Source organism: Candidatus Thiodiazotropha endolucinida (assembly GCF_001715975.1).
Classification (GTDB): domain Bacteria; phylum Pseudomonadota; class Gammaproteobacteria; order Chromatiales; family Chromatiaceae; genus Thiodiazotropha; species Thiodiazotropha endolucinida.
Map to the genome: position 1 here is coordinate 140,524 of NZ_MARB01000006.1, position 23,663 is coordinate 164,186.

Genomic DNA, 23,663 nt, shown 5'->3' on the forward strand with positions numbered 1-23,663 from the left:
CTATGCACGATTCCGTCGCCAGGCCATTACTGCACCGACAGCCAGGAGCATGAGCGGGAGCACAATCAGAGAACCGAGGCCGATTGTGCCGATGGCGAGCTTCGATAGATGCAGTTCGCGGTCGCTGGCTTGTGGCGCGGGTATGCCGATCAGCTGATCATCCCCGACCAGCCAGCGGGAGAGTGAGAGGCCTAGATCGAGGTTGCCGGCATTGTTGAGATAGCTGTTGGCGAGAAAGTCACCATCACCGATCACCAGTATCCGCTGTTCCCTGTCATCGTGCCGGCGTTCGAGAGCAATGCCAATCGTGAGTGGACCCGCCTCCTCACCTGCCAATGGATTGCGTTCGATCTCACCGCTCAATGGACCGGTTTCGTTCCAACTCTTATCCAGGGTTCGCAACAGGGGTGTCGCTTTCCAATCCCGCTGCTCAGAGAGTGTGAGCGCCGCCGACTGTGGAAACAGGGTCAGCAGATTGAATCCCCGGGTGGCTTCGTGATTGGAATATTCCGGGACCACAGCGATGGCCGGATTATCGATACCCAACGCCTTGACATTGGCATCCACGATCGTGCCCGGTAACTGTTCGATACCGAAAAGCTGCTGTATCAAATCACCCAGGATCCAGTTGTCCGGGTCGCTCAACAGCAACAGGTTGCCACCCTCCGCAACATATTCGGAAAGCCGTTCGATCTCACCCGGCAATAGGGCGCGGATAGGGGAGGCGATGATCAGCAATGCGGTATTGTCGGGCGGGCCGGACGAAGTGGCGAGGTCAAGCCCCGCGATCTGGTATCCCTGCTGTTTGAGTGATTGGCCGAACTCGCCGAGATCGTGATTCGCCTTGCCGGTAAGATCGCGTTCGCCATGGCCGCTGAGCCCTGCTATCCAGTAGCTGTTGTCACGGCCCAGGCGCAGGATGGCGTTGCTGAACTGCTCCTCATCCACTTTCTGGATACGCTCCTCCCTCTTTTCATAGCGCAGTACAATCTCACCGGATAGGCTGATGCCCTGTCGGCGTGCTTCATCAGGGTGGCGCAGGGGATCGATGAAGGTCAACTCGATATTCGGTTTGTGGTGCTGGTAACGGGCCACAAAGCGTTGAATGCGATCACGCAGCTTGGCCGTTTCTCCCACATATGCGGTTACGCTCAGCTCACCCGGTGTGCGTCGCAGGATATCGATGCTGGCTGGATTGAGGCTGTTGCTGCCCTGGCGGGTCCAATCCCACTGCATGTCGTAACGACTGCTGAGCCAGGCCAGCAGCACCAGCAAGAGGGCCATTACCAGATGGAACAGCAGATCGTTGAGACGTGAGCCTACCCGATTAATCATCCACGACGCCTCTTGTCGAGCCGGTATAACGCCAGGCCTAAAAAGAAGTGTATCAGTAATAGGAAGTATGCCAGATCACCGAAACGTATGAGACCGAGCTGCAGATCGAGATAGTGGGAGGGCCAGGCCAGCCAGTGCATAAAACTGCCGCCCTCGGTATTTTGATCGAGCAGTGAAATCAACAGCAGCAGGCCATAGCTGCCTGCGGCAGCGATTCCCGGGTTCTCATTGAGTGTCGAGAAGTAGAGACCGATAGCGGTGAATGCGCCGCTCAACAGAAGTAATCCGAGGGTGGCGGCTAACAGCAGTCCGAAGTCTAGCTGGATGCCAGAGGTGAGGCTTACGCAAAGCAGTAGCGGTATCAGGATGAACAATAACTGGAACATCAGGATAGCGAGAAACTTGCCCGCAAGTATGGAGAGGTTTGATAGCGGTGCGCTGCTCAGGAGGGCATAACTGCCGTCGCGAAACGACTCGCTGAAACTGCGGATGGTAATGATCGGTGTGATGATCAGGATCAGCACCGAGGCAAGACCGTAGAGCTGCAACCCCAGATGGTGGCTCAGTCCCAGGCTGCGGTTGGACGACTGCATACCGTTGAAGATCTCCAGTGTGGCGAGAAACTGCCAGCTCAGCAGGCTCAGACTGAGACTGAAGATGACCCAGGGCAGTGGTGTGCGCATCAATCTCCGCCACTCCATCCAGGCCAGATAGAGTGTCATGAATGCCCTCCGGTAGTGGCCTGCAGAAACAGCTGTTCGAGACTCATCCGTTCCGGTTTCAGCTCAATCAAGCCCCATCCCCGCGCCACAATCTGTCGTGCCAGTTCACTGGGTTGGCAGCCCGGCTCCAAGATGATGCGATAGTAGTCGGTGTGCATCTGCTCTGCCTCCGCCACCCCGGTCATCGCCTTGATCGATTGCGGCTCCGGGTTCCGGTCGAGGCCGATACGATAACAGGTCTGCGCCGGTGGTGTGAGCTCTCCGCTATAGACGCTCTTTCCCTGTTGCAGAATGGTGACCCGGTTACAGGTCGCTTCTATCTCCGGCAGGATATGGCTGGACAGGATCACCCCTTTATCCCGGGCAAGTTCCTGGATCAATTCACGAACCTGGCGGATCTGTGCCGGGTCCAGTCCGTCGGTCGGCTCATCCAGGATGACAACCCGGGGGTCGTGAATGATTGCCTGGGCAAGACCGACCCGTTGTTGAAAACCCTTGGAGAGTTTTCGTATCAGACGTCTTCCCGCCTGCTCCAGGCCACAGCGCTGCTTGGTGTGTTCCCGTGCCGCCATCGATTGTCTTCTTTTCAGTCCGTGCAGGTGGGCGCAGTCCCACAGATACTCATCCACGGTCTGGTCACGATGCAGGGGGGGGGCGTTCCGGGAGGTAGCCGATAAATCGTTTTGCCTGGGTCGGCCGGTTCAACAGGTCCTCTCCACAGATGGATATGGTGCCTGTGCTGGGTGCAAGGTCACCGCTGAGCATCCGCATGATAGTCGATTTACCCGCACCATTGGGTCCCAGCAAGCCAAGAATGTCACCCCGCATCAATTTCAGATCAACAGCAGATACTACCTGGCTGCTTCCGAAGTGACGGCTGAGTTGACTTGTTGTTAACAGTTTGGGCATAAGCGTTATAGTTGGCTGTCTGCACAGTGCGGGAAAGGCTGCCAAGGCAGAGACCTGCCAAACATATCACCCTTTGTACGCTATGCAAGACCTTGTGTTTAAACTGATACGCAAATCATACCGCCGGCCAGAGGCAATCGCTGCGGTCGATGGAATACCAACCTATGCGGCCGGGCTGAAAAGTGGGATTTGACCTCCAGGCAGTATTCTCCATACTGCACCGGTGCCGATCGATCTAAACAGAGTATGTTTCCGATATGGGTGTGTTCACTGAGATGGAGGGTTGATGAACGGCTTTGATCGCCAGAATAAAAAGGGTTATCTGCTGGGTGTCGATACAGGAGGCACATTCACCGATTTCGTTCTGTACCGCGCTGGAGATATGCGGATACACAAGGTGTTGTCGACGCCTCAGGCACCGGAACAGGCCATCCTGCAAGGAATAGATGAGCTGGGAGTTGGGACGAGCGATCTGATTATTGTGCACGGCTCTACTGTCGCCACCAATGCCGCCTTGGAGGGTAAGGGTGTGCGTACACTCTACATCGGTAATCGTGGCCTGCAGGATATCCTCACGATCGGGCGTCAGGCACGCAGTGAACTCTATAATCTGCAGCCGCACGCCAGGGCTGCGCCTGTGGCGGCGAACGACTGTCTGCAAACCGGCGGCCGTCTTGACAGCCAGGGAAAACTGGTCGAGCCATTGAGCGATGAGGAGATCGATACGCTGAAGGCCGAGGTTGCCCGCCGAAATCCCGAAGCTGTTGCGATTAACCTATTGTTCAGTTACCTCGATGACCGCTTCGAAAAGAAGATAGAGGCAGCGATACCTGAAGGTATCTTTTGTTCCCGCTCCTCCAGCGTGCTGCCGGCAAGCGGCGAGTATGAGCGGGGGATAGCCACCTGGCTCAACAGCTGGGTGGGACCGTTGGTGGAGGGTTATATCGAGCGCCTGCGGGCACGTCTTGGCGGGGCGAGAATCTCAGTGATGCAGAGCTCCGGCGAAGCGATCGCGGCGGATCAGGCTGCACGGCAGGCAGTGCGGATGCTGCTCTCAGGCCCGGCAGGCGGATTGGTCGGTGCCGGTTATGTGGCCGCGGTATCGGGTCGCAGCCAGCTTTTGACTCTCGATATGGGGGGGACCTCCACCGACGTGGCATTGATTGACGGGAGCCCCAGATTGACCCGGGAGGGGCATATCGGTCCTTGGCCTGTGGCTGTGCCGATGGTGGATATGCACACCATCGGCGCCGGGGGCGGCTCACTTGCCTGGGTGGATGCGGGGGGCATGTTGCAGGTAGGTCCGGAGTCTGCAGGAGCCGACCCGGGACCGGCTTGTTATGCCCGTGGCGGCACCAAAGTGACGGTTACGGATGCCAATTTAATCCTCGGCCGCTTGCGAAGCAGCGCTTTCCTGGGGGGGCGTATGCAACTCGATATGCAGGCGGCAGAGAAGGCGGTGGGGCAATTGGCGCAGCGGCTTGGGCTCTCTCTGCACAGGGCGGCGGAGGGAGTGATCAGGGTCGCCAACGAGCATATGGCGCGAGCCCTGCGCGTGATTTCAGTCGAACGGGGAGTTGATCCACGCAGTTATACCCTGCTCTCATTCGGTGGCGCAGGTGGGTTGCATGTGTGTGCCTTGGCCAATGCCCTGGGCATGCGCTCCGCCCTGGTGCCGCTCAACGCGGGTGTCCTGTCCGCCTTGGGAATGCTGGCAACCCGGCCGGGACGTCAGTTGGTGCATGCCCGTCTTGGACTGTTACAGGGATTGAGCGACAGTGAACTCCGGCAGGCGTTTTCCCGGCTCGCACAGGGTGGTGTGGCGGATCTTGTGGAGGAGGGCATAGCCGGGGATCGGATCGAGGCTGAATATGCCTTGGATCTGCGCTATTTGGGGCAATCCTATACCCTTACCGTCCCCTGGAGCAGCCTGGAGCGGGTGGAAATCGATTTCCATGAGCGACACGAAATCCGTTACGGGCATCGCATGACGGCACCCGTGGAGTTGGTTAATCTGCGTGTGGCCCTGCGTGGTCCGCAGACAACGATTGCACTGAATGGTACAGCCGGATCCGAGCCAGCCGAGGCTTGTGAGCATTTGACTGTCTGGGGGGTGGATAGACCAGTGCCGCGTTATGAGAGAGCGCAACTGGCTGTGGGACAGGCGCTTGCGGGGCCAGCGCTGATTACGGAAATGGCGTCAACCACTTGGTTGGAGCCCGGTTGGCGTTGTACGGCGGATAGCGCCGGTAATCTGCTGCTTGAAAAGATGTCGTCAAGCTAGGGCCTGTTTACACGATTTCGATCAGCCAGGCTGATCGGAGTCTCTCGGGATATTCGCCCGGACATAAAAAAACCCGCCGAGGAGGCGGGTCTCTTCCAGGGAAGGTTCAGATCTATTTGATCTTCGATTCCTTGTACATCACATGCTTGCGCACCTTGGGATCGAATTTCTTGATCTCCATCTTTCCCGGTTGGTTGCGCTTGTTCTTGGTCGTGGTGTAGAAGTGTCCAGTGCCGGCACTGGAGACGAGTTTGATTTTATCACGCATGACTCTGGGCTCCTGGGTTAGACTTTTTCGCCGCGGGCGCGCATTTCGGCGAGTACCGAATCGATTCCCTTCTTGTCGATGATGCGCATACCTTTAGAGGATAGACGCAGACGGACCCAGCGTTTTTCACTCTCGACCCAGAATCTGTGGGTATGCAGATTGGGGAGAAAACGACGCTTAGTCTTGTTGTGCGCATGGGAGACGTTGTTTCCCGTGACCGGGCGCTTGCCGGTGACTTGGCAGACTTTTGACATGGTCCAAACCTCGAAATAGTTATCCCTGGATGGGGGGCATTACTTTATCCCCCGGGCGAAAGGCGCGTATTTATATCAGAGTAAGGGTTAGGAGGCAAGTTAAATCATCCCGCGTTCAGCCAGCGAAACCGCTTCTCCCTCGCCAATCACGATATGGTCGAGAACACGGATATCCACCAACGCCAGGGCATCCTTGAGGCGTTGAGTAATCTGGCGATCGGCCCGGCTCGGCTCAGCCATCCCAGAGGGATGGTTATGGGCGAAGATGAGTGCGGCAGCATTCAGCTCCAGGGCTCGCCTGACGACTTCTCTGGGGTGCACATTGGCCCCGTCTATCGTGCCGCGAAAAAGCTCTTCATAGCGAATCACTCGGTGCCGGTTGTCTAGAAACAGGCAGGAGAATACCTCATAGGCATAGTGACGCAGTCTGGCTCGCAAATAGTCTTGGGTCTGTTCTGGAGCGGTCAGACTGCCGGATGTTTCAAGCTGCTCATGCAGGTATCGCCGAGCCATTTCGAGGACTGCCTGCAGTTGCGTGTATTTTGCCATGCCCAACCCTCTAGACTTGCAGAAACGTCGCTGGTCGGCGCTGAGCAGATGGCGCAGACCGCCAAATTCGGCCAGTAGACTGCGCGCCAGGTCTACCGCTGTCTGGCCGGCAACACCGGTACGCAGAAAGATGGCCAGCAGCTCTGCATCCGAGAGTGATTCCGAGCCCCGCTGCAGCAACTTCTCTCTGGGTCGTTCATCGATGGGCCAATCGGTAATCGGCATATAATAGACCTCCTTGTCTTTGATCTAGGGCCAATTGGATTAGTGTTAACAGGCCCTAGGTAATCAGGCTCCAGTCTAATCTGTACTTTCCTTTTGATCGATAGTTTCCACAACCATCCGGTATAGGCGGCCGGACCTTTTACGCTCTATTTGTACCGGCAGGTAGCCCAACGTAGGTGCGAACCAGATGGTATAGTCCGGCTTGCGTGACTCTTTGCTTCGCCTCACCCGCAGGCAGTTTATCTGGCCAAAGGGTGTTTCGATATCTTCCTCACCCTCGACAAGAAATCGATAACGTTTGATTTTTCCGCCGTCGGCCACCTGGTAGGAGATATCTTCTTTGCCCTCAGCCAGGTGCAGGCGGACCAGCAGTTGCTGGCTGAGTCTGTCCTGAGTACCGGATGTGATGGGTTGGGACCAGGTGACACCGCCGCTGGTAGTGCGGACCTTGCCTGCCTGCCAGTCAAATACCAATTCTGTGCGCTCATTCTCATTTCCCATATCCTTATAGGTATAACTGATCGGTTGGATTGTGTTCCTGGTCAACCGTCCATGACTCTCTTCGATGATCTCATCGGCACTGAACCAACCCGCAAGCATCCCCGGCAAGGTATGGGCAGTATAGTGGTACTCACCCTTCTCATTCAGGCTGAACTCGAGCATCAATTCACCCAGGGGAATGACATTGCGCTTAACGCTGAATGTGGCGGAAAATGGCTTCAGCAGCTCCTCTGTCTCAGCGTTCAATGGCAAGCAGCAAATCAGCGCCGTAATCCCCAATAGCCAGCCAGTGCGGTATCGGAGCCTGATCATCGATCAGTTATCCGATAGGTTCCAGCGGGGTGAACACAACGGGGTTTTCAAGCCTCTTTCCATTCAGTATGACCTCGCCATTCTCATCCATCGATAAGCGTTTCTCTGCGAACCAGCGTATTGCCAGGGCGTAGATCTGATGCTCCTTCCGCAACACCCTGGCCGCAAGGCTCTCTGCATCGTCGTCCTCCATTACAGCTACCTGGGCCTGTACAACCAGTGGGCCACCATCCAGTTCCTCGGTGACGAAATGGACACTGGCCCCGTGCAGTTGATCCTGTGCATCCAACGCCCGTTGATGAGTGTTCAATCCAGTATATTTTGGCAGCAGTGAGGGATGGATATTCAACATGCGTCCCGCATAGTGCCGAACAAATCCGTTCGTGAGAATGCGCATGAAACCGGCCAGGGCGATCAGGCCCGGCGAGTAGCGGTCGATTAATTTCATCAGTGCACGGTCGTAGCTTTCCCGGTCTGTGAACTCCTTGTGATTGAGGATAGCTGTTTCGATGCCGGCCTGCTCGGCCCGTTGCAAGCCGTAGACATCAGGGCGGTTGCTAATAACAGCGCGGATCTCAATGGGGAGATCGACCAGCGTGGCATCGATAATTGCCTGCAGGTTGGTGCCACCACCGGAAATCAGCACCACGACAGGTAGTTTTGACACTCCACTCATCCAAGCGGTCCGCTTATCTCAACCCTGATATCGGTGTTATCTGCGGATCTTATCGCCCCGACAACCCAGGCGGTTTCACCCATGCCGTTGAGCAGCTTCAGGGTGGTTTCAGTCTCTTTTTGCGCAACACAGACAATCATGCCGACGCCACTGTTGAAGGTGCGCAACATCTCGCTGTTGGCCAGCTTGCCCTGAGTTCGCAGCCATTCGAAGATAGGCGGAAGCTGCCAGCTGCCGCTGTCGATCACCGCTTTGCAGCCATCGGGAAGGACTCGAGGAAGGTTTTCGGGCAGTCCGCCGCCGGTGATGTGGGCCAAGGCATGAATCTCCACCTCCTCCATGAGGGCCAACAGAGGTTTGACATAGATTCGGGTGGGTGCCAGCAGTGCATCACCCAGGGTGCTATCCTGGAAGGGCTGATCCAGGTTCGCACCAGTGACCTGGAGTATCTTGCGTATCAAAGAGTAGCCATTCGAGTGGGGTCCTGACGAGGCTATGCCAATCAATGTGTCGCCCTCCTGTACCCGCTCCGGGAGTATCAGGCGGCTCTTTTCGGCAATACCGACACAGAAACCGGCCAGATCGTAGTCGCCTTTCGCGTACATGCCCGGCATCTCGGCGGTCTCACCGCCTGTCAGGGCCGCCCCGGCCTGCTGACAGCCGGCCGCGATTCCCTGCACCACATCGGTGGCGATCTCCACATCCAGTTTTCCGGTAGCGTAATAATCCAGAAAGAACAGGGGTTCGGCGCCTGCGACAACGATATCATTGACACACATAGCCACCAGATCGATGCCGATCGAATCATGGCGATTGAGTTCCAATGCCAGTTTCAGTTTAGTGCCTACCCCGTCCGTGCCTGAAACGAGCACCGGTTCCCGGTATCGATCCAGCGGCAGTTCGAAGAGTGCGCCAAACCCACCGAGTCCTGCGAGTACACCTGAACGGAAGGTCTGTTTAACGATCGGCTTGATACGTTCGACCAGTTCATTGCCCGCATCGATATCAACACCGGCGTCCCGGTAGCTGAGTGATGAGGGGTTGCTGGGTTTGGATTCATACTCCACGGGATGATACTCCGGCTTCAGGCCCTAGGTGATTCAGACCGGGATTCTAACAGAAGAAGTGGGACTCAGTGAGTGTTGTGCTTGTCCTGATTTTCATCTTTTCCGCAGGCGCGTTAATATTTCCCGTTATGCGAAGATCCGATAAGGCTGTTTCTCAGTACCGACCATGGGGCGACTCATGTTTTCCCCACTGGAAATCAAGTAGCCGAATAGTGAATATCAGAGAATCCTTGTGAAGTGTGAAAATTTAATGATTCAAACTCGACTGAAGATGGCTTTCCGGTGGTTGATGTTTTCGGCTGCTCTGCTGTCGCCGCCGTGGGTATCTGCCGAACGGGTATGGGAGCTCTATGAAGCGGAGGTTCCGGTTCACGGTCAGAGTGCACAAGCGAGGGCGGATGGAATTCGCTCGGCCTTTGCCAGCGTAATCGTGAAGGTGAGTGGCGATCGCGGCCTTTTGAACCATCCCGAAATCCACGGCGTCCTTAAAAAAGCGTCCGCATATATCCAGCAATATCGTTATAAGACGCTTGAAACCTCCAATCCTGAGGCTGCACCGGATTCACCGGATCGCCTGTTGTGGGTGCGTTTCGATGAGCGGGCGGTCAATCGTCTGCTACGCCAGAGCGGTGTGCCGGTGTGGGGTGGTACGCGACCATCCATCCTGGTCTGGTTGGGCCAGGAACAGGGTGCGCGACGTGACCTGCTGTCACTCGAGCGGGAACGGCGCCTGAGACACTATTTAAACAGAGTGGGGGAGTCACGGGGACTGTCATTTCTCTGGCCACTCATGGATATAGAGGACCGAAACGCAATACGGGTAAGCGATCTGTGGGGCGGTTTTGAAGAGAACATCCGCCGGGCCTCTGCGCGATATCAGCCTGATGTGATTCTTGTCGGCCGTATGACCCGGCAGGGCTCACGCAGTTGGCGGGGTGAGTGGTTGCTCTATCTACCCGATAAGGTCAATCGCTGGCAGACCAGTGCCGAAGGTAAAGTGGCCCTTGCCAGTGAGGGCTTGAATCAAGCCGTTGATGCCCTTGCGTTGCGATTTGCTCCACAACAGGTTACTCAGGGGGAAACCGATATCAGGATTCGCGTACACGGACTTACAAGGTTGGCAGACTTTGTATTGGTTAAAGAATATCTGCAGTCGTTGGCGATGATCGAACAACTTGATCTGCTATCGGCTGATACCGAAAAGGTTAATTTCAAGGTCCGTATTCATGGCAGTAGGGAGGCATTGGAGCGTGGTATTCAGCTTGGTTCCGTGCTCGAGCCGGTGGAATCCCTCGATTATGCGGCAGCAGTTGAAAATAAGAACCCAGAGGTGGTTGTTGGCGAAAGTCTGGTATATCGCTTGCGTTAGGGCCTCTGAAAGCATCTAACAATATGGGAAACTACACACGATTCACGCCTAGCGGGGTTGTCATTCGTACATCTAGAGTGATTACACATCGCTCATTCAGCCTTGCTGGACAAACAGTAATCCCGCCAGGACCGATTGGATGAGTGTTCACTGGCCCTAGCATGATACGGAGCCGCCATTTCGATGCAGAGTAAGGATATCCCCAACCTGATCAGTGTACTGCGCATCTTATTGACTATCCCGATTGTCTGGTTGTTGTTTGAACATGAGTTCTCCTATGCCCTGATACTGTTCGCAGTAGCCGGTATTTCCGACGGCATCGATGGCTTCCTCGCAAAACGGTTTGGTTGGCAAAGTCATCTGGGAGGTTTACTCGATCCTTTAGCCGACAAAGCCCTGCTGATGAGTTCATTTCTGGTGCTCGGAGGTTTGGGGCTGATTCCCGTCTGGCTGGTGATCCTTGTGATCTTCCGCGATCTCACCATTATGGGTGGAGCGCTCTATTATAATTTCAGTGTTGAAGAACTGGACGCTAATCCAAGCTTGATCAGTAAGTTGAACACATTGTTACAGATAGTGCTGGTGCTGTTGGTAGTGACAAATGCCGGCCCCTTTACCCTGCCTTCCCAGCTGTTGACCTGGCTCACCTGGGTTACCGGATTCACCACCCTGGTCAGTGGTATTGCCTATGTCTGGGTATGGACAAACAAGGCTCGTGACAAAGGCTGGCACGGGTGACACCGTCGCGGATTGGAGGTTGTAATATCCGCTACCAGCGTATGGCTGGATATATAGCAGATAAGTCTGTAGTACGGATGGTGTTATTCTTTGGTCATGTTTAGACTTCACGACATATCAACTGAGAGTAGATTGAAATCATGGAGGAGAATAAATGAAATACCTGACTGTTATTGTCGTTGGCGGTTGCCTACTGTTGTCTTCTGCAGCCATTTCTGAAGAGTCTGTCAAGGGTGCAGGTATAGACGGGAATCGCTATATCGGGGTTATGGTCTCTTCCCCGCAATACAAGGAGGATGATTCCAATACCGATTTTCGCAGTGCCGGCTTGCTGGTGCGAGGGGGCATGGAGTTCAATGAGTTTCTGGCAGTTGAAGGTCAGTTCGGTCTGTTTGGCGAGGATGTGGTCAATGACCGCAGCTATCAGATCGAGTACCTGTTGAGCGTCTACGCTAGGGGTAATCTCCCTCTCCTCGACAGCCGGACCCGACTCTATGCCTTAGCTGGAGTGACCCATTTTTCCGCTAATGTCCCCGGATTCAGCAGTGTGGATGAGACTGCGATTGGTTATGGTATTGGTCTCGAACTCTATGCGGACGAACAGAATGCGCTGACGCTTGAGTGGCTGCGTCATGCTGTCGGTGATATCCATAATGTCGACTACAAGCTGGAGTCGGCCAGTCTAGGGTTTGTACATCGCTTTTAGGGACTTTGTAACAGCCTGCAGGGTGCCGTGCATTGGTGTCAGGCAAACACTGTCTGGGCATCGAATACCGGCCCATCGACACAGACCCGTTTCATTGCCGGCCCCTGAGGTGTCTGCACCTCCACCACACAGCCAGCGCAACCGCCAACGCCACAGGCCATGAACTCCTCCAGAGAGACCTGGCAGGGTATATTATGGTTGGCGGCTAGTTGTGCAACCGCTTCCAGCATCGGGTGGGGGCCGCAAGCAAAGATCTCAACCTCAGACAATGCCTGCATGTTTAGGGAGCTGATCCATTGTTCGGCCAACTCAGTGACATAGCCTTGAAATACACCAGGAAAACCCTGCAGACTGGCAAGCCTGCAGCCTATCCCCCAATCGTCCAGCAGCGGCATGCTGGCGATCACACCGTCGGCCAGACCGGGAATGATGATTTGAGAAGGGATCGATTGAAAAGGAAACGGCACCTCAGAGCCGAGAATCACAAAGGGTTGTTTCTGCGGGTCTTTACGCAAGGAATCCGCCAGAAATACCATCGGAGGCATGCCGACACCACCGCCGATCAAAAGGGGTTTATTACGGCCCGGGCTAGGGGAGAAGGGATTACCGATAGGGCCCAAGAGGCTGATCTTCTCCCCGGTCGTGCGTTTTGCCAGTAGTCCGGTTCCCTTGCCGACACGTTTATACAGCAGCTCAATCCAGCCATGTTTGGCGGAGCAGCGCATGATAGAGATCGGTCGGCGCATTGGAAGCTGCGGATCACATGTGAGATGCACAAAACTGCCGGGCATTGCCTTTGCGGCGCAGTGGGGAGCGAGCAGGCGCATGATGAACTGATCACCGGCAAAAGCCTGGTGTGAAAGGATTTCAGCATCTTCAAGAAAGACGGTGTCACGTTGCATTTTCTTCATGGGTATTCTGAGAATAGACCAATCGGCCTTTCAATAGTGTGTGGGTGACCCGTGCCGGCATTTCCCAACCCGTGAACGGTGTGTTTTTACCCGCGCTGAGGAGCTTCTCCTTGTCTACAATCCAGCGATGACGGGGATCGAAAATACAGATATCCGCCGGGTGGTTTGGCGTCAATCGCCCCATCCTCAAGCCGAGTATGTCCGCCGGGCCACAGGTCAGGCGGGCAATGGCGTCGCTCAGCTCTAGAACCCCCTGATCGACCAGTTTCAGGGTCAGTGGTAACAGGGTCTCGAGTCCCGAAATACCCGGTTCCGTATCGGGGAAGGGCGATGCCTTGGCGTCAGCCTCATGGGGTTGATGGTCGGAACAGATCGCCTGAATGACGTTCTTTGCGACGGCATCGCGTAGGCCATTACGGTCACTGTCATTTCTCAGGGGGGGTCTGACATGGTGGTTGCTGTCGAAGCCCTCGATATCCGTTTCGCTCAGATGCAGCTGGTGGATGGCTACATCGGCACTGACCCGTCGCCCTTCACGCTTGGCCCATGCCATGGTCCGCGCAGCACTTGCACTGGAAAGGGCGTGAAAGTGGATTACAGCTCCAGTGGTTTCCGCCAATGCAAGATCGCGGGCAACCGCGACTGTCTCAGCCGCTTCGGGAATGCCCGGCAGACCCAGCCGGTCGGCGACCTTGCCCTCATGTACACAACCGTTGTTACTGAGGTAGTGATCTTCCGGGCGTAAAATGATCAGCAGATTGAATGTGGATGCATACTCCATGGCTCGGCGTTGAACCAGGGTATTGGCTAACGGGGTATAGGCATTGGTGACAGCTATGCAGCCAGCCGCCTTGAGTGCCGCCATCTCGCTCAGTCGATCGCCTTTCAGGGCCTGGGTAAGAGCCCCCTGGGGCAAAAGACGGCAATAGCCCGCTTTACGTGCCTTGTGTCGGATCTGTCCGACCACCGCGGGGGTGTCGATTACCGGATAGGTGTCAGGGGTGCAGCAGATTGTGGTGATCCCACCGCTGGCGGCGGCCTGGGTTTCACTGGCTATAGTGGCCTTGTGTTCCGCCCCGGGCTCCCGCAGGTTGGCGTTGAGATCGATCAGGCCGGGACAGACAACCTGTTCCTTGGCATCGATGGTGAGAGTTGCCTGAAACTCCCTTGGGGGGGAGCCGAGACAGAGGATTTTACCGCCGGCGATGTGCAGGTCAGTGATCTCGTCAATGCCGTTTGCCGGATCTATGACCCTGCCACCGAGGATTGAGATGTCTTTCTTCTTTCTCATCCCGCCACCTCCTGCATGCGCAGGTTCTGGGTGCCTATAACCTTCGAGATCACCGCCATGCGTATGGCAATGCCATAACTGACCTGCTGCAGGATTACGGATTTTGAACCGTCGGCTACCTGGGAGTCCATTTCGACACCGCGGTTGATGGGCCCTGGATGCATTACGATCGCTTCCGAGTCGGCCAGTGCCAAGCGTTTTTCAGTGAGTCCGTAAAGACTGAAATACTCATGCTCAGAGGGGAGCAGTGCACCCTGCATGCGCTCTTTTTGCAGACGCAGCATGATGATGACGTCCACATCCCAGATACCCTCTTCCATATTGTGATAGACATGAACACCGAGACTGCGCGCATCCGACGGTAGCAGTGTGCGAGGAGCCACAGCTCGAACCTCCGAGACCCCGAGTGTATTCAGGGCGAGTATTTGCGAACGGGCTACCCGGGAGTGGAGTACATCGCCGACAATGGCTACCCGCAGTCCGGCAAATTCACCTTTATGCCGGCGGATGGTGAACATATCGAGCATCGCCTGGGTCGGATGGGCGTGACGACCGTCACCGGCATTGATGACGCCGACTCCCCGATCGGCGTGTTGTGCGATGAAATGGGCGGTTCCGCTGCTGGCGTGACGGACGATGAACATATCCACATGCATCGCTTCCAGATTGCGCAGCGTGTCCAATAGAGTTTCACCCTTGGAAGTGGCGGAAGCGCTGATGTTGAGGTTGAGGACATCCGCCGAAAGACGTTTCGCTGCCAATTCGAAGGTGGTTCGTGTCCGGGTGCTGGTTTCAAAAAAGAGATTGGCGACGACCTTACCCCGGCATAGGGGGACTTTCTTAATGGTTCTTTCGGAGACGCCGGTGAATCCCTCTGCCGTGTCGAGGATTTCAGTCAGTGTCGCCCTATCAAGTCCATCGATGGTAAGGAAGTGGAGCAGTCTCTGTTCATCGTCCAGTTGCAGGGTTTTATTGCTGAAACTCATAGCCGTCTAACCTTGTTCATCACTGCGGGAACGCCGATTTGTCTTGGTGCCGATCACCAACCCGAGCGGCTCGGGCCCAATCAAGGTGATATGCTGGTTCTGCTCCAGCTCCGGGTGCAAACCGACCACGTCAGGCTGTATCGGCAATTCCCGCCCGCTGCGGTCGACCAGTGTGGCCAATATGATCGATGCAGGACGTCCATAGTCGAAGATCTCATTCAGTGCCGCCCGGATTGTCCTTCCCGTATGCAGGACATCATCTACCAGGATGATATGACGATCATCCACCGGTATAGGGAGATCGGAAGGGTGAACTTCGGGATTCATTCCGATGCGCGTAAAGTCATCCCGATAAAATGAGATATCCAGTGTGCCGAGAGGATCATCCAATTGGAGCTGGTTGTGCAGTATTTCAGCCAACCAGACACCGCCGGTACGGATACCGATCATCAACGGATCTGTTATCCCCCTCGAGTTCAACAGAGAATGAACTTTGTCCGCCATTACGTCTACCAGAGGTCTCACCTCATTGGCATCCATATACATTTTTCTATTGTTCATTTAACCAGGTTTCCAGTATGAGTTTGGCTGCTACGGCGTCATAGTCTTCCAATCGCTTGGCATTATGTCCCAGTCTGTCCCTTGCTTCGAAGGAGCTGTAACGCTCATCAGCCAGATAGACCTTGATATGAAATCGCCCCTCAAGTTGTCGGGAGAAGCGTAATGCCGGTTGTGTGGCATCTGTTTCGCTGTCATCCACATCGAGTGGCAGACCGACTACAAGGGCCTGAGGTCTCCACTCTTCAATAAGGCTCGCGATGCGTTGCCAATCGGGTTTATGATTAACCAAATGCAGTGTTTCCAGCGCGGTTGCCGTACCTGTCACCGTTTGCCCGACAGCTACGCCTATTTTACGGCTGCCGTAATCGAACCCTAGCAGGGTGCCCATCCGATATCGCTCTCTACGCGTGGCCAGTATCGCCGCTCAACAGGTTCAGGTCCACGCCGAGCAGATCGGCGGCTGCCTGCCAACGCTCATCGCTGGCCCGGTTGAAGATGATGTCGCTCTCAGCCGGTCCGCTCAGCCAGGCATTCTGAGCCAATTCACTCTCAAGTTGGCCCGCTCCCCAGCCGGCGTATCCAAGGGCAACAAGATTGTGTTCAGGACCCTTGCCGGTAGCGATGGCCTCAAGGATATCCAGTGAGGTTGTGACACTGATTTCTGCGGTGACCTTCAGTGTCGATGCCCATTCCGTACTGGAATCGTGCAGCACAAATCCCCGGTCACTCTGTACAGGACCACCGATGTAGACCGGCTGTTCGGCGATGTCGTTGGTACTGATCTGTATCTCCAGTTGTTCGAATATATCCGCCAGATGCAGATCCATAGGACGATTGATGACTATACCCATAGCACCGTCAGTGGTGTGTTCACATATATAGGTGACGGTATGGAAGAAATTCGGGTCCTCGAGGCGCGGCATGGCGATGAGGAAATGGTTGGTTAAATTGGTTTCAGGACGCATGGCCTATAGTATCCAGTTGCAGACGCCCCGCTGCAACAGCTATTGCGAGTTGAGCCGGCCGCTGCGTAAAAACTGCCAGGTGCGGGTGATATCAAGAATATCGGTCTCTTTTCTGATCTCGTTGGGAAAGGGTGAAAAGGGGGCGGCCAAACGCACGATTCGGACTGCGGCGTCATCAAGGATCTTATGGCCGGAGGAATGGAGCACCTTGATCTGTTCAACGCTGCCATCAGCCTTTACCGCCACATGGAGTACCAGATTGCCGTAGAGTCTGCTCCTTTTTGCCTGGTCAGGATAGTTGAGATTACCTATTCGTTCCACTTTTCTCCGCCAGGCATCCAGGTATGCGGCATATTTATACTCTTTTGTGCTGGCGTTTATCGACTTTCGCTTGGGCATTTTTGCATAGGCCCGGGTCTTTTTTTCCAACTCGGCGGTCACTCTGGCTATTTCCAATGCCTTACTGCTCAACAGCTGTTTGGTTGAAGGGGTGGGTGGAGGGGCTTCCCGGGGCGGCGGAGTAGGTGTCTTCAGCTTGGAGGTCGCAGTGTTGAGTAGTGGCTTTTGGGGTTGTGGTGTCACCGGTTCTGTCGGTGTCGACAATTCGGGTATTGGTAGAGCCAGCGGTGCCGCGGCCTCTGATGTCGGGGGTTTGGCCGGTTTGCTCTCCTCGCCTCCGCCCTGTTGACTGGATTGGGCAAGAAAATCGGGTTTTTCATCCGTCTTGTTCTCTTCCGTTGGGCGTCGCAGCACCATCACCTCCAGGCTTTGCTGGCGAAATTCCGGTTTGCTTTTTTCGGTTGGTTTGAAGGTGATGCCCAGAATGACGAAGGCATGGACGCAGGCAGCGGCGAAGAGACTCACGCCCAATAGATCAGTCTGTTTGCCGATGACCATCATTTGTTTAGCTTATTGCTAATCGCATCCATTAGATCTGCAGCGATATCGAGTCCATACTGGTTATCCAGTTCTCTGATACAGGTGGGGCTGGTGACGTTTATCTCTGTCAGATAGTCACCGATAACATCGAGCCCTGCAAACAGAATTCCCTTCGACCTGAGTGCCGGACCCACCTGTTCGGCGATCCATCTGTCACGCTCTGTAAGGGGTACGCCCTTACCCCTGCCGCCAGCCGCCAGATTACCCCTGGTCTCGCCTTCTGCGGGGATTCTCGCTAGCGCAAAAGGTATAGGTTCTCCATCAATCATGAGTATACGCTTGTCACCGTTTGAAATCTCAGGAATGAATCGCTGAGCCATGGCGTAACGGCTGCCATGGCGGGTCAATGTCTCTATGATTACACCCAGATTGGGATCATTCCGGGCTATCCGGAATACAGACTCACCACCCATTCCCCCCAAGGGTTTGAGGATCACATCACCCTGTTCCTGATGGAATGTGCGGATCTCATCGGCGTTCCGGGTTACCAGGGTGGGAGGGGTGCACTGGGGGAAGTGGCTGGTATACAGCTTTTCATTGGCATCGCGCAGACTGTTGGGGCGATTGACCACCAGGCAGCCGTGCATTTCGGCCTGCTCCAAAAGATAAGTCGAATAGATATACTCCATGTCGAACGGTGGGTCTTTGCGCATCAATACGACATCCAACTGATGCAGGGGCAGTATGTGTCTTTCACCGAACTCAAACCATTTCGATCGATCATCCCGGACCTGCAGGTCACAGGTCGATGCCCAGCAGACACCATCCTTTAGTGAGAGGTTTTTCTGTTCCATATAGTGAATTCGCCAGCCCTTGGCCTGTGCGGCAAGTAACATTGCGAAAGTACTGTCTTTTTGAATTTTGATGGTACCGATGGGGTCCATCACTACGCCGAGTTGTATGGTCATGGAGGCATCTTAATGGGCAAAAACAGAGTTAAGTTTTTAAATTCATTGCCGATATGGTGACTTACATATGGCAGTCAGCGACTTATTGCAAGCTTTAAGTTTCTGAATTGGGAAGTATATTCTTGATGCAGACAGGCTGTCTTGCTATTTTGGGGGTGTTATATATCAGGTTAATGGAACTGACCGGGTGTAGAGTTCCTCTGATGGTGCACCCCTATATGCTCGAGAGGGTAGTGTCGGAGTTAACTTAGATAATAATTGAGGTGTATTGCGATGGCGACACGGTATGCCCGTATCACCTGCGAATTTTATATCTTTTTGAAATTCAAGGTATTTGCGCTGTTTGCAATGCTCTTGTTCGCTCAGTTTACTGTTGCTGAGGAGGATCCCTACCTGTCAGCTATTTCGTCTGAAGCTGAAAAGGTGGAGTCAACTGAAACCACCACTGGCAGTGAAGTTGACGATGAAGATGTGGTTGACGGGCCAAGCCTGAAGGCATTCGAGGAGGATCTCAAGGCGAGTTACATGGGTAGTTTTACTTTTTATAAAAAATTGCCAAGACGCTCTCGTGAAGAGGTATTCGAAGAGTACAAAGGTGGGGCCTCGATCGATGAGATACGTAAAAAGATTATGGATCGCTTTCTCAATCAATAGGCGTCATGCGGGACCTGAAATCATCAAGTGTTATTTTTCGAGTCTAGGCCAAGTGGAAGCAGAAGGTTATAGCATATGAATTTGTTCTATTATGGAACGTTGGTAGCTTTGGTGGGTTTCTTTCCTCTGCAATCAATCGCGGATGAGTTGCAGGTAGGAAAGGAGATGGACATTAAGCTGACAAGTGATAAGCCCTATCTTCATGTCATCCACGAGGGAAAATCGGTGAAGGTGCAGCGGGTTCAGGATCCGGAGTATGTGCTCAAGGGATATTATGCGAAGACGGCGCGTAAATGTCCGCCGTTCTGTCTGCAACCGATGCAAGTGGATTCCAGTGTGGCTACAATCGGTGAGGTTGAGCTCTTCGACTTTATGGAGACGAAATTCCGAGATGGCAAAGGCATCCTGATTGACGCTCGCACACTTGAGTGGTTTGAGCGCGGCACCATCCCCGGATCGATCAATATCCCGTTCACTGTGCTCAGTAAAGCAGGTACTGCGGAAAATGATGATGCGTTAAAGCTTTTCGGGGGTAAGCTGAGGGGGGAAGTTGGCTCGATCTCACGTAAGCTCGAGGAAATAGGCATTATCAATAGCGAGGGTAAAACCGATACCTGGGATTTCACCGATGCCAAAGAGCTCGTTCTCTGGTGTAATGGTCCGGAATGCGGACAATCCCCCAGGGCAATCAAAGGGCTCTTGAGTGTAGGTTACCCTGCGAACAAAATCTTCTATTACAGAGGTGGTATGCAAATGTGGCAACTGTGGGGGTTGACGACTGTGGTGCCAGGGGAATGAACCACTCTGTATTTGTGAAAATAGGGTTGCTGGGATGTTTTTGGTTTCAGCATTGATTCAGATTCAACTAGGTCTGTGACATGAGGATTTTGATGTGAGCGGTGATGATAATGAGATGGACATCTCTGGTGTCAAGGTCATGGTCATCGATGACAGTAAGACAATCCGAAGGACGGCTGAAAGCCTTTTGAAAAAGGCAGGGTGCGAAGTCACAACGGCTACAGACGGTTTCGAAGCATTGGCAAAGATTGCCGATCACCATCCGGATGTGATTTTTGTCGATATTATGATGCCGCGGCTCGATGGCTACCAGACGTGTGCTCTGATCAAGCACAACGATGTCTTCAAGAAGATTCCTGTGATCATGCTCTCGAGTAAGGATGGACTGTTCGACAGGGCGCGCGGGCGTATCGTTGGATCGGAACAGTATCTGACCAAACCTTTCACAAAGGATGAGTTACTCGGGGCGATCAAACGCTATGTCAAGCATGCAGCATGACTTTTTAAAGACATTCTGACATCAGCCGATAAGGCAGAAAACCACCGGGTAGAGAAAGACGATGATTAAAAATATATTTCGCAAGGGTCGCGAACAATCCGTCGAAAGCGATGTGCCGGTATCGAGTCAGTCAAAGGCCAGGGTTCTGGTGGTCGATGATTCACCCACTGAAATACATATCTTCAAGAAAATCCTGGAAAAGCAGGGATATCAAATACTTGTGGCAAAGGATGGCCAAGAAGGCGTCGACGTAGCCAAGCAGGAGCTGCCCGACATCATCCTCATGGATGTGGTGATGCCGGTTTTGAACGGATTCCAGGCCACAAGACAGCTTAAGAATGATGAGTCTACGGCAAATATACCTGTCATTATGGTCACCACCAAAGGGCAGCAGACAGATAAAAACTGGGGTATGCGCCAAGGTGCCACAGAATATTTGGTAAAACCGGTGGCTCCTGCCGAATTATTGCATAAGATCAAGGCGTTGATCGATGCCTGATACAACCCTTGCGCCTCCCTCCTCTGTAGAAACACCGCAGGCTGTGGTGGGGCTCCTTGCGGAGCTGGAACAGCGTTGTAGAGACAGGGCCTATGGCCTGCCACAACAGAAGCTGATTCAGAGCTATTGGGAGGGCGTGATGTTCTATGTGGGGGAGCACCGTTTCGTTGCGCCATTGAGTGGCGTCAAGGAGATCCTCAATCACCCCTCTTCGTTAACGCCCGTACCAGGCTCAAAGACTTGGATGATGGGAGTGGCGAACGTCCGTGGGACATTGATTCCTGTAGTTGATCTGCAGCTCTATCTGATCGGTATGAAAACCCGACATGGCAGGCGCAGTCGAGTGCTCGTAATTACCCTGGGAAGCGGTTTGACCGGGGTATTGGTCGGGGAGATGGTGGGTATGCGTCACTTTGCCAGGGAGACCGCGAGAAAGACGCAGTTCGTCAACGACAAATTTTCAAAATATGTTCAATTCGAATTTGATCAGGATGGCATGACATGGCCGGTTTTCAGTCTCTCGGCACTCGCGGAAGACCCGGGCTTTCAGATTGCCGCGACCTGATGCAATGGTGAACATCGGATGAGGACATGGGCTTTAGCTTTCGGGAGAATTCAGAATGAAAGGTAGACGCGCGGGTAGTACGTTGCCCTCCAACAAGGTCATCACCATATTAGCCATACTGGTACTGGTGAGTCTAATCCTTGCACTCGTAACCTTCTTGCACACGACCCAGCGTGAATCCTACGACGAGCAGTACCTGATCCGTGCTGCCGAGCAGCAGGTGCTGGCTCAGCGAATCGCAAAATATGCTATATCCGCCGCTCGCGGTGAATTGCAATCGTTTGCGCCGCTGAAGAAGAGTCGTGACCGCTTCGACAACATCATGTGGGAGCTGAAGAACGGTACAAAAAGCCAGGGGCTTCCGGCTTCGCCCATAGAGGTAATGCCTACGGTGCGGAATCTGGAGAACAAGTGGCTTGAATTGCAGGGAAATATCGATGAAATACTGAAAGCGCAAGAGAATATTCTTGCGATCGATGAGTTCTCCGCCGTCGTTTCCGAGTTTGTCCCTCAGTTGCAGGAGTTGTCGGAAGAGTTGGCTGAGGTTCTGATCAACAGTAATGCTCCCAGACGACAGATCTATATCGCCACCGAGCAGGAGATGTTGATTCAGCGAATCAACTCAAACGTCAATCTGGTGCTTGAAGGTGGTCAGGAGACTGCAGCGGCGATCGACCAGTTCAGTCGCGATGCCGATTTCTTCGGCCGTATCCTGCAGGGATTGCTGAATGGCGACAAAGAGTTGGGTATCGCCAAGGTCGATGACAAGATCGCCAAGCAGAGATTGGCGGATGTTTCCACACTGTTCGCTACCATCAACGACAATACCACTGAGATCATCAGCAATATTCCTGATGTGTTGCCAGCCCTTGAAGCGGCTTCCGTGGTCAACAATTCATCCGACAATGTAAGTAATGCAGCAGAAGAACTGATCGCGGCCTTTGGTGAATCTCCGGGTCGTTTCTCTGTTCTCGGGATAAAGGCAGGGCCTGTAATGATCGCCGTGTTCGGTGCTGCAGCGGTGCTGTTTCTGGTCTTGTTGGGTGTGCAGTTGATTATGGATGCCCAGCGTCGGGAGCAGGCAAGTAAGCAACAGAATGAGGCAAATCAGAAAGCTATCCTCCAGCTGCTCGATGAAATGGGTGATCTGGCGGATGGCGACTTGACCGTAACAGCAAGCGTAACCGAAGACATTACCGGTGCGATTGCCGATTCTATCAACTATGCGATCGAGGCGTTGCGTGAACTGGTAACAACCATCAACAGCACCTCTGAGCAGGTCTCTGGTGCGACCCAGGAGAGTCGTGCCACGGCCATGCATCTCGCCGAGGCGAGTGAGCATCAGGCAGAGCAGATCACTCAGGCGAACGAGTCGATCAAGACGATGACCCAGGCTATCGATCAGATGTCGCAGGATGCGACCGAGTCGGCGGAGGTCGCGAAACGTTCGGTGGAGATCGCGAGTACCGGCGCGGACACCGTGCGCAATACCATCTCGGGCATGGACAATATTCGTGAGCAGATCCAGGAGACTTCGAAACGTATCAAGCGCTTGGGTGAGAGTTCGCAAGAGATCGGTGATATCGTCGAACTGATCGACGATATCGCGGATCAGACCAATATCCTGGCATTGAATGCCGCCATGCAGGCGGCCATGGCCGGTGAAGCGGGTCGCGGCTTTGCGGTGGTTGCGGACGAGGTGCAGCGCCTTGCTGAACGTTCGATCAATGCTACCAAACAGATTGAAGCACTGGTTAAGACCATTCAGGCAGATACCAACGAGGCAGTCACCTCAATGGAGGCGAGCACCTCAGGTGTGGTCAAGGGAGCGACTCTGGCCGAGGATGCCGGCGAGGCATTGAAAGAGATTGAAAGCGTATCCCAATACATCGCTGACCTTACGGGTAAGATCGCATCATCAGCACAGGATCAGTCAAGTCAGTCGGTGACTGTCAAGGATACGATGAGTGTTATTCAGGAGATCACCAATCAGACTTCCGAAGGCACCCATCAAACGGCTAACTCGATTGGCATGTTGGCGGATCTTTCGGATCAGCTGCAGAAATCCGTTGCTGGTTTCCGGTTACCTTCTTAGTGGCCGAGATCATCGATTGATGCGAAAGCAGATGCGAGTTGCCATAGTCATCCCAACAACCATCCTGATTGGAGTGC

At 54.2% G+C, this 23,663-nt stretch carries 28 protein-coding genes; 10 read left to right on the top strand and 18 right to left on the bottom strand.

Going from position 1 to position 23,663, the window contains the following annotated elements:
- The 4 genes from CODIS_RS06815 to CODIS_RS21505 are packed head-to-tail and all read right to left on the bottom strand — an operon-like array spanning position 1 to position 2,966.
- Positions 1-1,335, bottom strand: a complete 1,335-nt coding sequence (locus CODIS_RS06815; RefSeq protein ID WP_069122692.1) for a GldG family protein — start codon at positions 1,333-1,335, stop codon at positions 1-3.
- A complete protein-coding gene (locus CODIS_RS06820; RefSeq protein ID WP_069122695.1) occupies positions 1,332-2,057 on the bottom strand; it encodes an ABC transporter permease subunit in 726 nt (241 codons plus the stop codon). Before CODIS_RS06820 ends, CODIS_RS06815 begins: the two co-directional genes overlap by 4 nt.
- A complete protein-coding gene (locus CODIS_RS06825) occupies positions 2,054-2,686 on the bottom strand; it encodes an AAA family ATPase (RefSeq protein WP_268805696.1) in 633 nt (210 codons plus the stop codon). The genes CODIS_RS06820 and CODIS_RS06825 overlap by 4 nt, the downstream gene beginning before the upstream one ends.
- A gap of 7 nt (positions 2,687-2,693) precedes the next feature.
- Positions 2,694-2,966, bottom strand: a complete 273-nt coding sequence (locus CODIS_RS21505; protein ID WP_268805697.1) for an ATP-binding cassette domain-containing protein — start codon at positions 2,964-2,966, stop codon at positions 2,694-2,696.
- Positions 2,967-3,252: 286 nt separating this feature from the next.
- Between CODIS_RS21505 and CODIS_RS06830 the strand changes: the two genes are divergently transcribed.
- A complete protein-coding gene (locus CODIS_RS06830; protein WP_069122697.1) occupies positions 3,253-5,250 on the top strand; it encodes a hydantoinase/oxoprolinase family protein in 1,998 nt (665 codons plus the stop codon).
- A gap of 112 nt (positions 5,251-5,362) precedes the next feature.
- Here the strand turns inward: CODIS_RS06830 and rpmG are convergent, their stop codons facing one another.
- The 6 genes from rpmG to purM form a co-directional block, all read right to left on the bottom strand.
- A complete protein-coding gene (rpmG, locus tag CODIS_RS06835) occupies positions 5,363-5,518 on the bottom strand; it encodes a 50S ribosomal protein L33 (protein WP_068990016.1) in 156 nt (51 codons plus the stop codon).
- Positions 5,519-5,535: 17 nt separating this feature from the next.
- A complete protein-coding gene (rpmB, locus tag CODIS_RS06840; protein ID WP_069122699.1) occupies positions 5,536-5,772 on the bottom strand; it encodes a 50S ribosomal protein L28 in 237 nt (78 codons plus the stop codon).
- Positions 5,773-5,871: 99 nt separating this feature from the next.
- A complete protein-coding gene (gene radC / locus CODIS_RS06845) occupies positions 5,872-6,546 on the bottom strand; it encodes a RadC family protein (RefSeq protein ID WP_069122703.1) in 675 nt (224 codons plus the stop codon).
- A 75-nt stretch (positions 6,547-6,621) separates the two neighbouring features.
- On the bottom strand, positions 6,622-7,359 hold the full coding sequence (locus tag CODIS_RS06850) for a DUF3108 domain-containing protein (RefSeq protein WP_083220595.1): 738 nt from the start codon (positions 7,357-7,359) through the stop codon (positions 6,622-6,624).
- A 7-nt stretch (positions 7,360-7,366) separates the two neighbouring features.
- Entirely contained in the window at positions 7,367-8,035 is a 669-nt protein-coding gene (gene purN / locus CODIS_RS06855) for a phosphoribosylglycinamide formyltransferase (protein ID WP_069122708.1), read from the bottom strand.
- A complete protein-coding gene (gene purM, locus CODIS_RS06860; RefSeq protein ID WP_069122710.1) occupies positions 8,032-9,102 on the bottom strand; it encodes a phosphoribosylformylglycinamidine cyclo-ligase in 1,071 nt (356 codons plus the stop codon). The genes purN and purM overlap by 4 nt, the downstream gene beginning before the upstream one ends.
- A 250-nt stretch (positions 9,103-9,352) precedes the next feature.
- Between purM and CODIS_RS06865 the strand changes: the two genes are divergently transcribed.
- From CODIS_RS06865 to CODIS_RS06875, 3 genes are all read left to right on the top strand, one after another.
- Positions 9,353-10,471, top strand: a complete 1,119-nt coding sequence (locus CODIS_RS06865; RefSeq protein WP_069122712.1) for a DUF2066 domain-containing protein — start codon at positions 9,353-9,355, stop codon at positions 10,469-10,471.
- A 183-nt stretch (positions 10,472-10,654) separates the two neighbouring features.
- Positions 10,655-11,209 (top strand): CDP-alcohol phosphatidyltransferase family protein, encoded by a 555-nt coding sequence (locus CODIS_RS06870; RefSeq protein WP_069122715.1) that lies wholly within the window; start codon positions 10,655-10,657, stop codon positions 11,207-11,209.
- A gap of 154 nt (positions 11,210-11,363) precedes the next feature.
- On the top strand, positions 11,364-11,915 hold the full coding sequence (locus CODIS_RS06875) for a porin family protein (protein ID WP_069122717.1): 552 nt from the start codon (positions 11,364-11,366) through the stop codon (positions 11,913-11,915).
- A gap of 38 nt (positions 11,916-11,953) precedes the next feature.
- On the opposite strand, the gene CODIS_RS06880 is transcribed toward CODIS_RS06875, so the two are convergent.
- From CODIS_RS06880 to gshB, 8 genes are read right to left on the bottom strand one after another with little or no spacing between them, the layout of a single operon-like run.
- Positions 11,954-12,826 (bottom strand): dihydroorotate dehydrogenase electron transfer subunit, encoded by an 873-nt coding sequence (locus CODIS_RS06880; RefSeq protein WP_069122720.1) that lies wholly within the window; start codon positions 12,824-12,826, stop codon positions 11,954-11,956.
- Positions 12,807-14,117, bottom strand: a complete 1,311-nt coding sequence (locus tag CODIS_RS06885) for a dihydroorotase (RefSeq protein WP_069122725.1) — start codon at positions 14,115-14,117, stop codon at positions 12,807-12,809. Before CODIS_RS06885 ends, CODIS_RS06880 begins: the two co-directional genes overlap by 20 nt.
- A complete protein-coding gene (locus CODIS_RS06890) occupies positions 14,114-15,103 on the bottom strand; it encodes an aspartate carbamoyltransferase catalytic subunit (protein WP_069122728.1) in 990 nt (329 codons plus the stop codon). The genes CODIS_RS06885 and CODIS_RS06890 overlap by 4 nt, the downstream gene beginning before the upstream one ends.
- A gap of 6 nt (positions 15,104-15,109) precedes the next feature.
- Complete coding sequence (gene pyrR, locus CODIS_RS06895; RefSeq protein ID WP_069122731.1) at positions 15,110-15,664, bottom strand: bifunctional pyr operon transcriptional regulator/uracil phosphoribosyltransferase PyrR; 555 nt, start codon at positions 15,662-15,664, stop codon at positions 15,110-15,112.
- On the bottom strand, positions 15,654-16,052 hold the full coding sequence (ruvX, locus tag CODIS_RS06900; RefSeq protein ID WP_069122732.1) for a Holliday junction resolvase RuvX: 399 nt from the start codon (positions 16,050-16,052) through the stop codon (positions 15,654-15,656). The genes pyrR and ruvX overlap by 11 nt, the downstream gene beginning before the upstream one ends.
- A gap of 13 nt (positions 16,053-16,065) precedes the next feature.
- Positions 16,066-16,629: a YqgE/AlgH family protein gene (locus CODIS_RS06905; RefSeq protein WP_069122734.1), complete on the bottom strand. Its 564-nt coding sequence runs from the start codon at positions 16,627-16,629 to the stop codon at positions 16,066-16,068.
- 39 nt (positions 16,630-16,668) lie between these two features.
- Positions 16,669-17,529, bottom strand: a complete 861-nt coding sequence (locus CODIS_RS06910) for an energy transducer TonB (protein WP_083220596.1) — start codon at positions 17,527-17,529, stop codon at positions 16,669-16,671.
- Positions 17,526-18,476: a glutathione synthase gene (gene gshB / locus CODIS_RS06915; RefSeq protein WP_069122738.1), complete on the bottom strand. Its 951-nt coding sequence runs from the start codon at positions 18,474-18,476 to the stop codon at positions 17,526-17,528. Before gshB ends, CODIS_RS06910 begins: the two co-directional genes overlap by 4 nt.
- 273 nt (positions 18,477-18,749) lie before the next feature.
- Here gshB and CODIS_RS06920 point away from each other — a divergent pair, with 273 nt between their 5' ends.
- The 6 genes from CODIS_RS06920 (at position 18,750) to CODIS_RS06945 (ending at position 23,586) form a co-directional block, all read left to right on the top strand.
- Positions 18,750-19,130 (top strand): hypothetical protein, encoded by a 381-nt coding sequence (locus tag CODIS_RS06920; protein ID WP_069122741.1) that lies wholly within the window; start codon positions 18,750-18,752, stop codon positions 19,128-19,130.
- Between the two features lie 75 nt (positions 19,131-19,205).
- On the top strand, positions 19,206-19,928 hold the full coding sequence (locus CODIS_RS06925; RefSeq protein WP_069122750.1) for a rhodanese-like domain-containing protein: 723 nt from the start codon (positions 19,206-19,208) through the stop codon (positions 19,926-19,928).
- Positions 19,929-20,043: 115 nt separating this feature from the next.
- A complete protein-coding gene (gene pilG, locus CODIS_RS06930) occupies positions 20,044-20,427 on the top strand; it encodes a twitching motility response regulator PilG (protein ID WP_069122973.1) in 384 nt (127 codons plus the stop codon).
- 64 nt (positions 20,428-20,491) lie between these two features.
- Positions 20,492-20,926, top strand: coding sequence for a response regulator (locus CODIS_RS06935; RefSeq protein ID WP_417903654.1), 435 nt, complete (start codon positions 20,492-20,494; stop codon positions 20,924-20,926).
- Positions 20,919-21,491: a chemotaxis protein CheW gene (locus CODIS_RS06940; RefSeq protein ID WP_069122753.1), complete on the top strand. Its 573-nt coding sequence runs from the start codon at positions 20,919-20,921 to the stop codon at positions 21,489-21,491. Before CODIS_RS06935 ends, CODIS_RS06940 begins: the two co-directional genes overlap by 8 nt.
- A gap of 55 nt (positions 21,492-21,546) precedes the next feature.
- Entirely contained in the window at positions 21,547-23,586 is a 2,040-nt protein-coding gene (locus CODIS_RS06945) for a methyl-accepting chemotaxis protein (RefSeq protein WP_069122756.1), read from the top strand.
- The last annotated feature ends 77 nt before the right edge of the window (positions 23,587-23,663 follow it).

What these genes read in the sequence shown, in the direction of transcription:
- CODIS_RS06815 (WP_069122692.1), bottom strand. Translation starts at nt 1,335, where the DNA reads ATGATTAATCGGGTAGGCTCACGTCTCAACGATCTGCTGTTCCATCTG.
- CODIS_RS06820 (WP_069122695.1), bottom strand. Translation starts at nt 2,057, where the DNA reads ATGACACTCTATCTGGCCTGGATGGAGTGGCGGAGATTGATGCGCACA.
- CODIS_RS21505 (WP_268805697.1), bottom strand. Translation starts at nt 2,966, where the DNA reads ATGCCCAAACTGTTAACAACAAGTCAACTCAGCCGTCACTTCGGAAGC.
- CODIS_RS06830 (WP_069122697.1), top strand. Translation starts at nt 3,253, where the DNA reads ATGAACGGCTTTGATCGCCAGAATAAAAAGGGTTATCTGCTGGGTGTC.
- rpmG (WP_068990016.1), bottom strand. Translation starts at nt 5,518, where the DNA reads ATGCGTGATAAAATCAAACTCGTCTCCAGTGCCGGCACTGGACACTTC.
- rpmB (WP_069122699.1), bottom strand. Translation starts at nt 5,772, where the DNA reads ATGTCAAAAGTCTGCCAAGTCACCGGCAAGCGCCCGGTCACGGGAAAC.
- radC (WP_069122703.1), bottom strand. Translation starts at nt 6,546, where the DNA reads ATGCCGATTACCGATTGGCCCATCGATGAACGACCCAGAGAGAAGTTG.
- CODIS_RS06850 (WP_083220595.1), bottom strand. Translation starts at nt 7,359, where the DNA reads ATGATCAGGCTCCGATACCGCACTGGCTGGCTATTGGGGATTACGGCG.
- purN (WP_069122708.1), bottom strand. Translation starts at nt 8,035, where the DNA reads ATGAGTGGAGTGTCAAAACTACCTGTCGTGGTGCTGATTTCCGGTGGT.
- CODIS_RS06865 (WP_069122712.1), top strand. Translation starts at nt 9,353, where the DNA reads ATGATTCAAACTCGACTGAAGATGGCTTTCCGGTGGTTGATGTTTTCG.
- CODIS_RS06870 (WP_069122715.1), top strand. Translation starts at nt 10,655, where the DNA reads ATGCAGAGTAAGGATATCCCCAACCTGATCAGTGTACTGCGCATCTTA.
- CODIS_RS06875 (WP_069122717.1), top strand. Translation starts at nt 11,364, where the DNA reads ATGAAATACCTGACTGTTATTGTCGTTGGCGGTTGCCTACTGTTGTCT.
- CODIS_RS06880 (WP_069122720.1), bottom strand. Translation starts at nt 12,826, where the DNA reads ATGAAGAAAATGCAACGTGACACCGTCTTTCTTGAAGATGCTGAAATC.
- CODIS_RS06885 (WP_069122725.1), bottom strand. Translation starts at nt 14,117, where the DNA reads ATGAGAAAGAAGAAAGACATCTCAATCCTCGGTGGCAGGGTCATAGAT.
- CODIS_RS06890 (WP_069122728.1), bottom strand. Translation starts at nt 15,103, where the DNA reads ATGAGTTTCAGCAATAAAACCCTGCAACTGGACGATGAACAGAGACTG.
- pyrR (WP_069122731.1), bottom strand. Translation starts at nt 15,664, where the DNA reads ATGAACAATAGAAAAATGTATATGGATGCCAATGAGGTGAGACCTCTG.
- ruvX (WP_069122732.1), bottom strand. Translation starts at nt 16,052, where the DNA reads ATGGGCACCCTGCTAGGGTTCGATTACGGCAGCCGTAAAATAGGCGTA.
- CODIS_RS06905 (WP_069122734.1), bottom strand. Translation starts at nt 16,629, where the DNA reads ATGCGTCCTGAAACCAATTTAACCAACCATTTCCTCATCGCCATGCCG.
- CODIS_RS06910 (WP_083220596.1), bottom strand. Translation starts at nt 17,529, where the DNA reads ATGATGGTCATCGGCAAACAGACTGATCTATTGGGCGTGAGTCTCTTC.
- gshB (WP_069122738.1), bottom strand. Translation starts at nt 18,476, where the DNA reads ATGACCATACAACTCGGCGTAGTGATGGACCCCATCGGTACCATCAAA.
- CODIS_RS06920 (WP_069122741.1), top strand. Translation starts at nt 18,750, where the DNA reads ATGGCGACACGGTATGCCCGTATCACCTGCGAATTTTATATCTTTTTG.
- CODIS_RS06925 (WP_069122750.1), top strand. Translation starts at nt 19,206, where the DNA reads ATGAATTTGTTCTATTATGGAACGTTGGTAGCTTTGGTGGGTTTCTTT.
- pilG (WP_069122973.1), top strand. Translation starts at nt 20,044, where the DNA reads ATGGACATCTCTGGTGTCAAGGTCATGGTCATCGATGACAGTAAGACA.
- CODIS_RS06940 (WP_069122753.1), top strand. Translation starts at nt 20,919, where the DNA reads ATGCCTGATACAACCCTTGCGCCTCCCTCCTCTGTAGAAACACCGCAG.
- CODIS_RS06945 (WP_069122756.1), top strand. Translation starts at nt 21,547, where the DNA reads ATGAAAGGTAGACGCGCGGGTAGTACGTTGCCCTCCAACAAGGTCATC.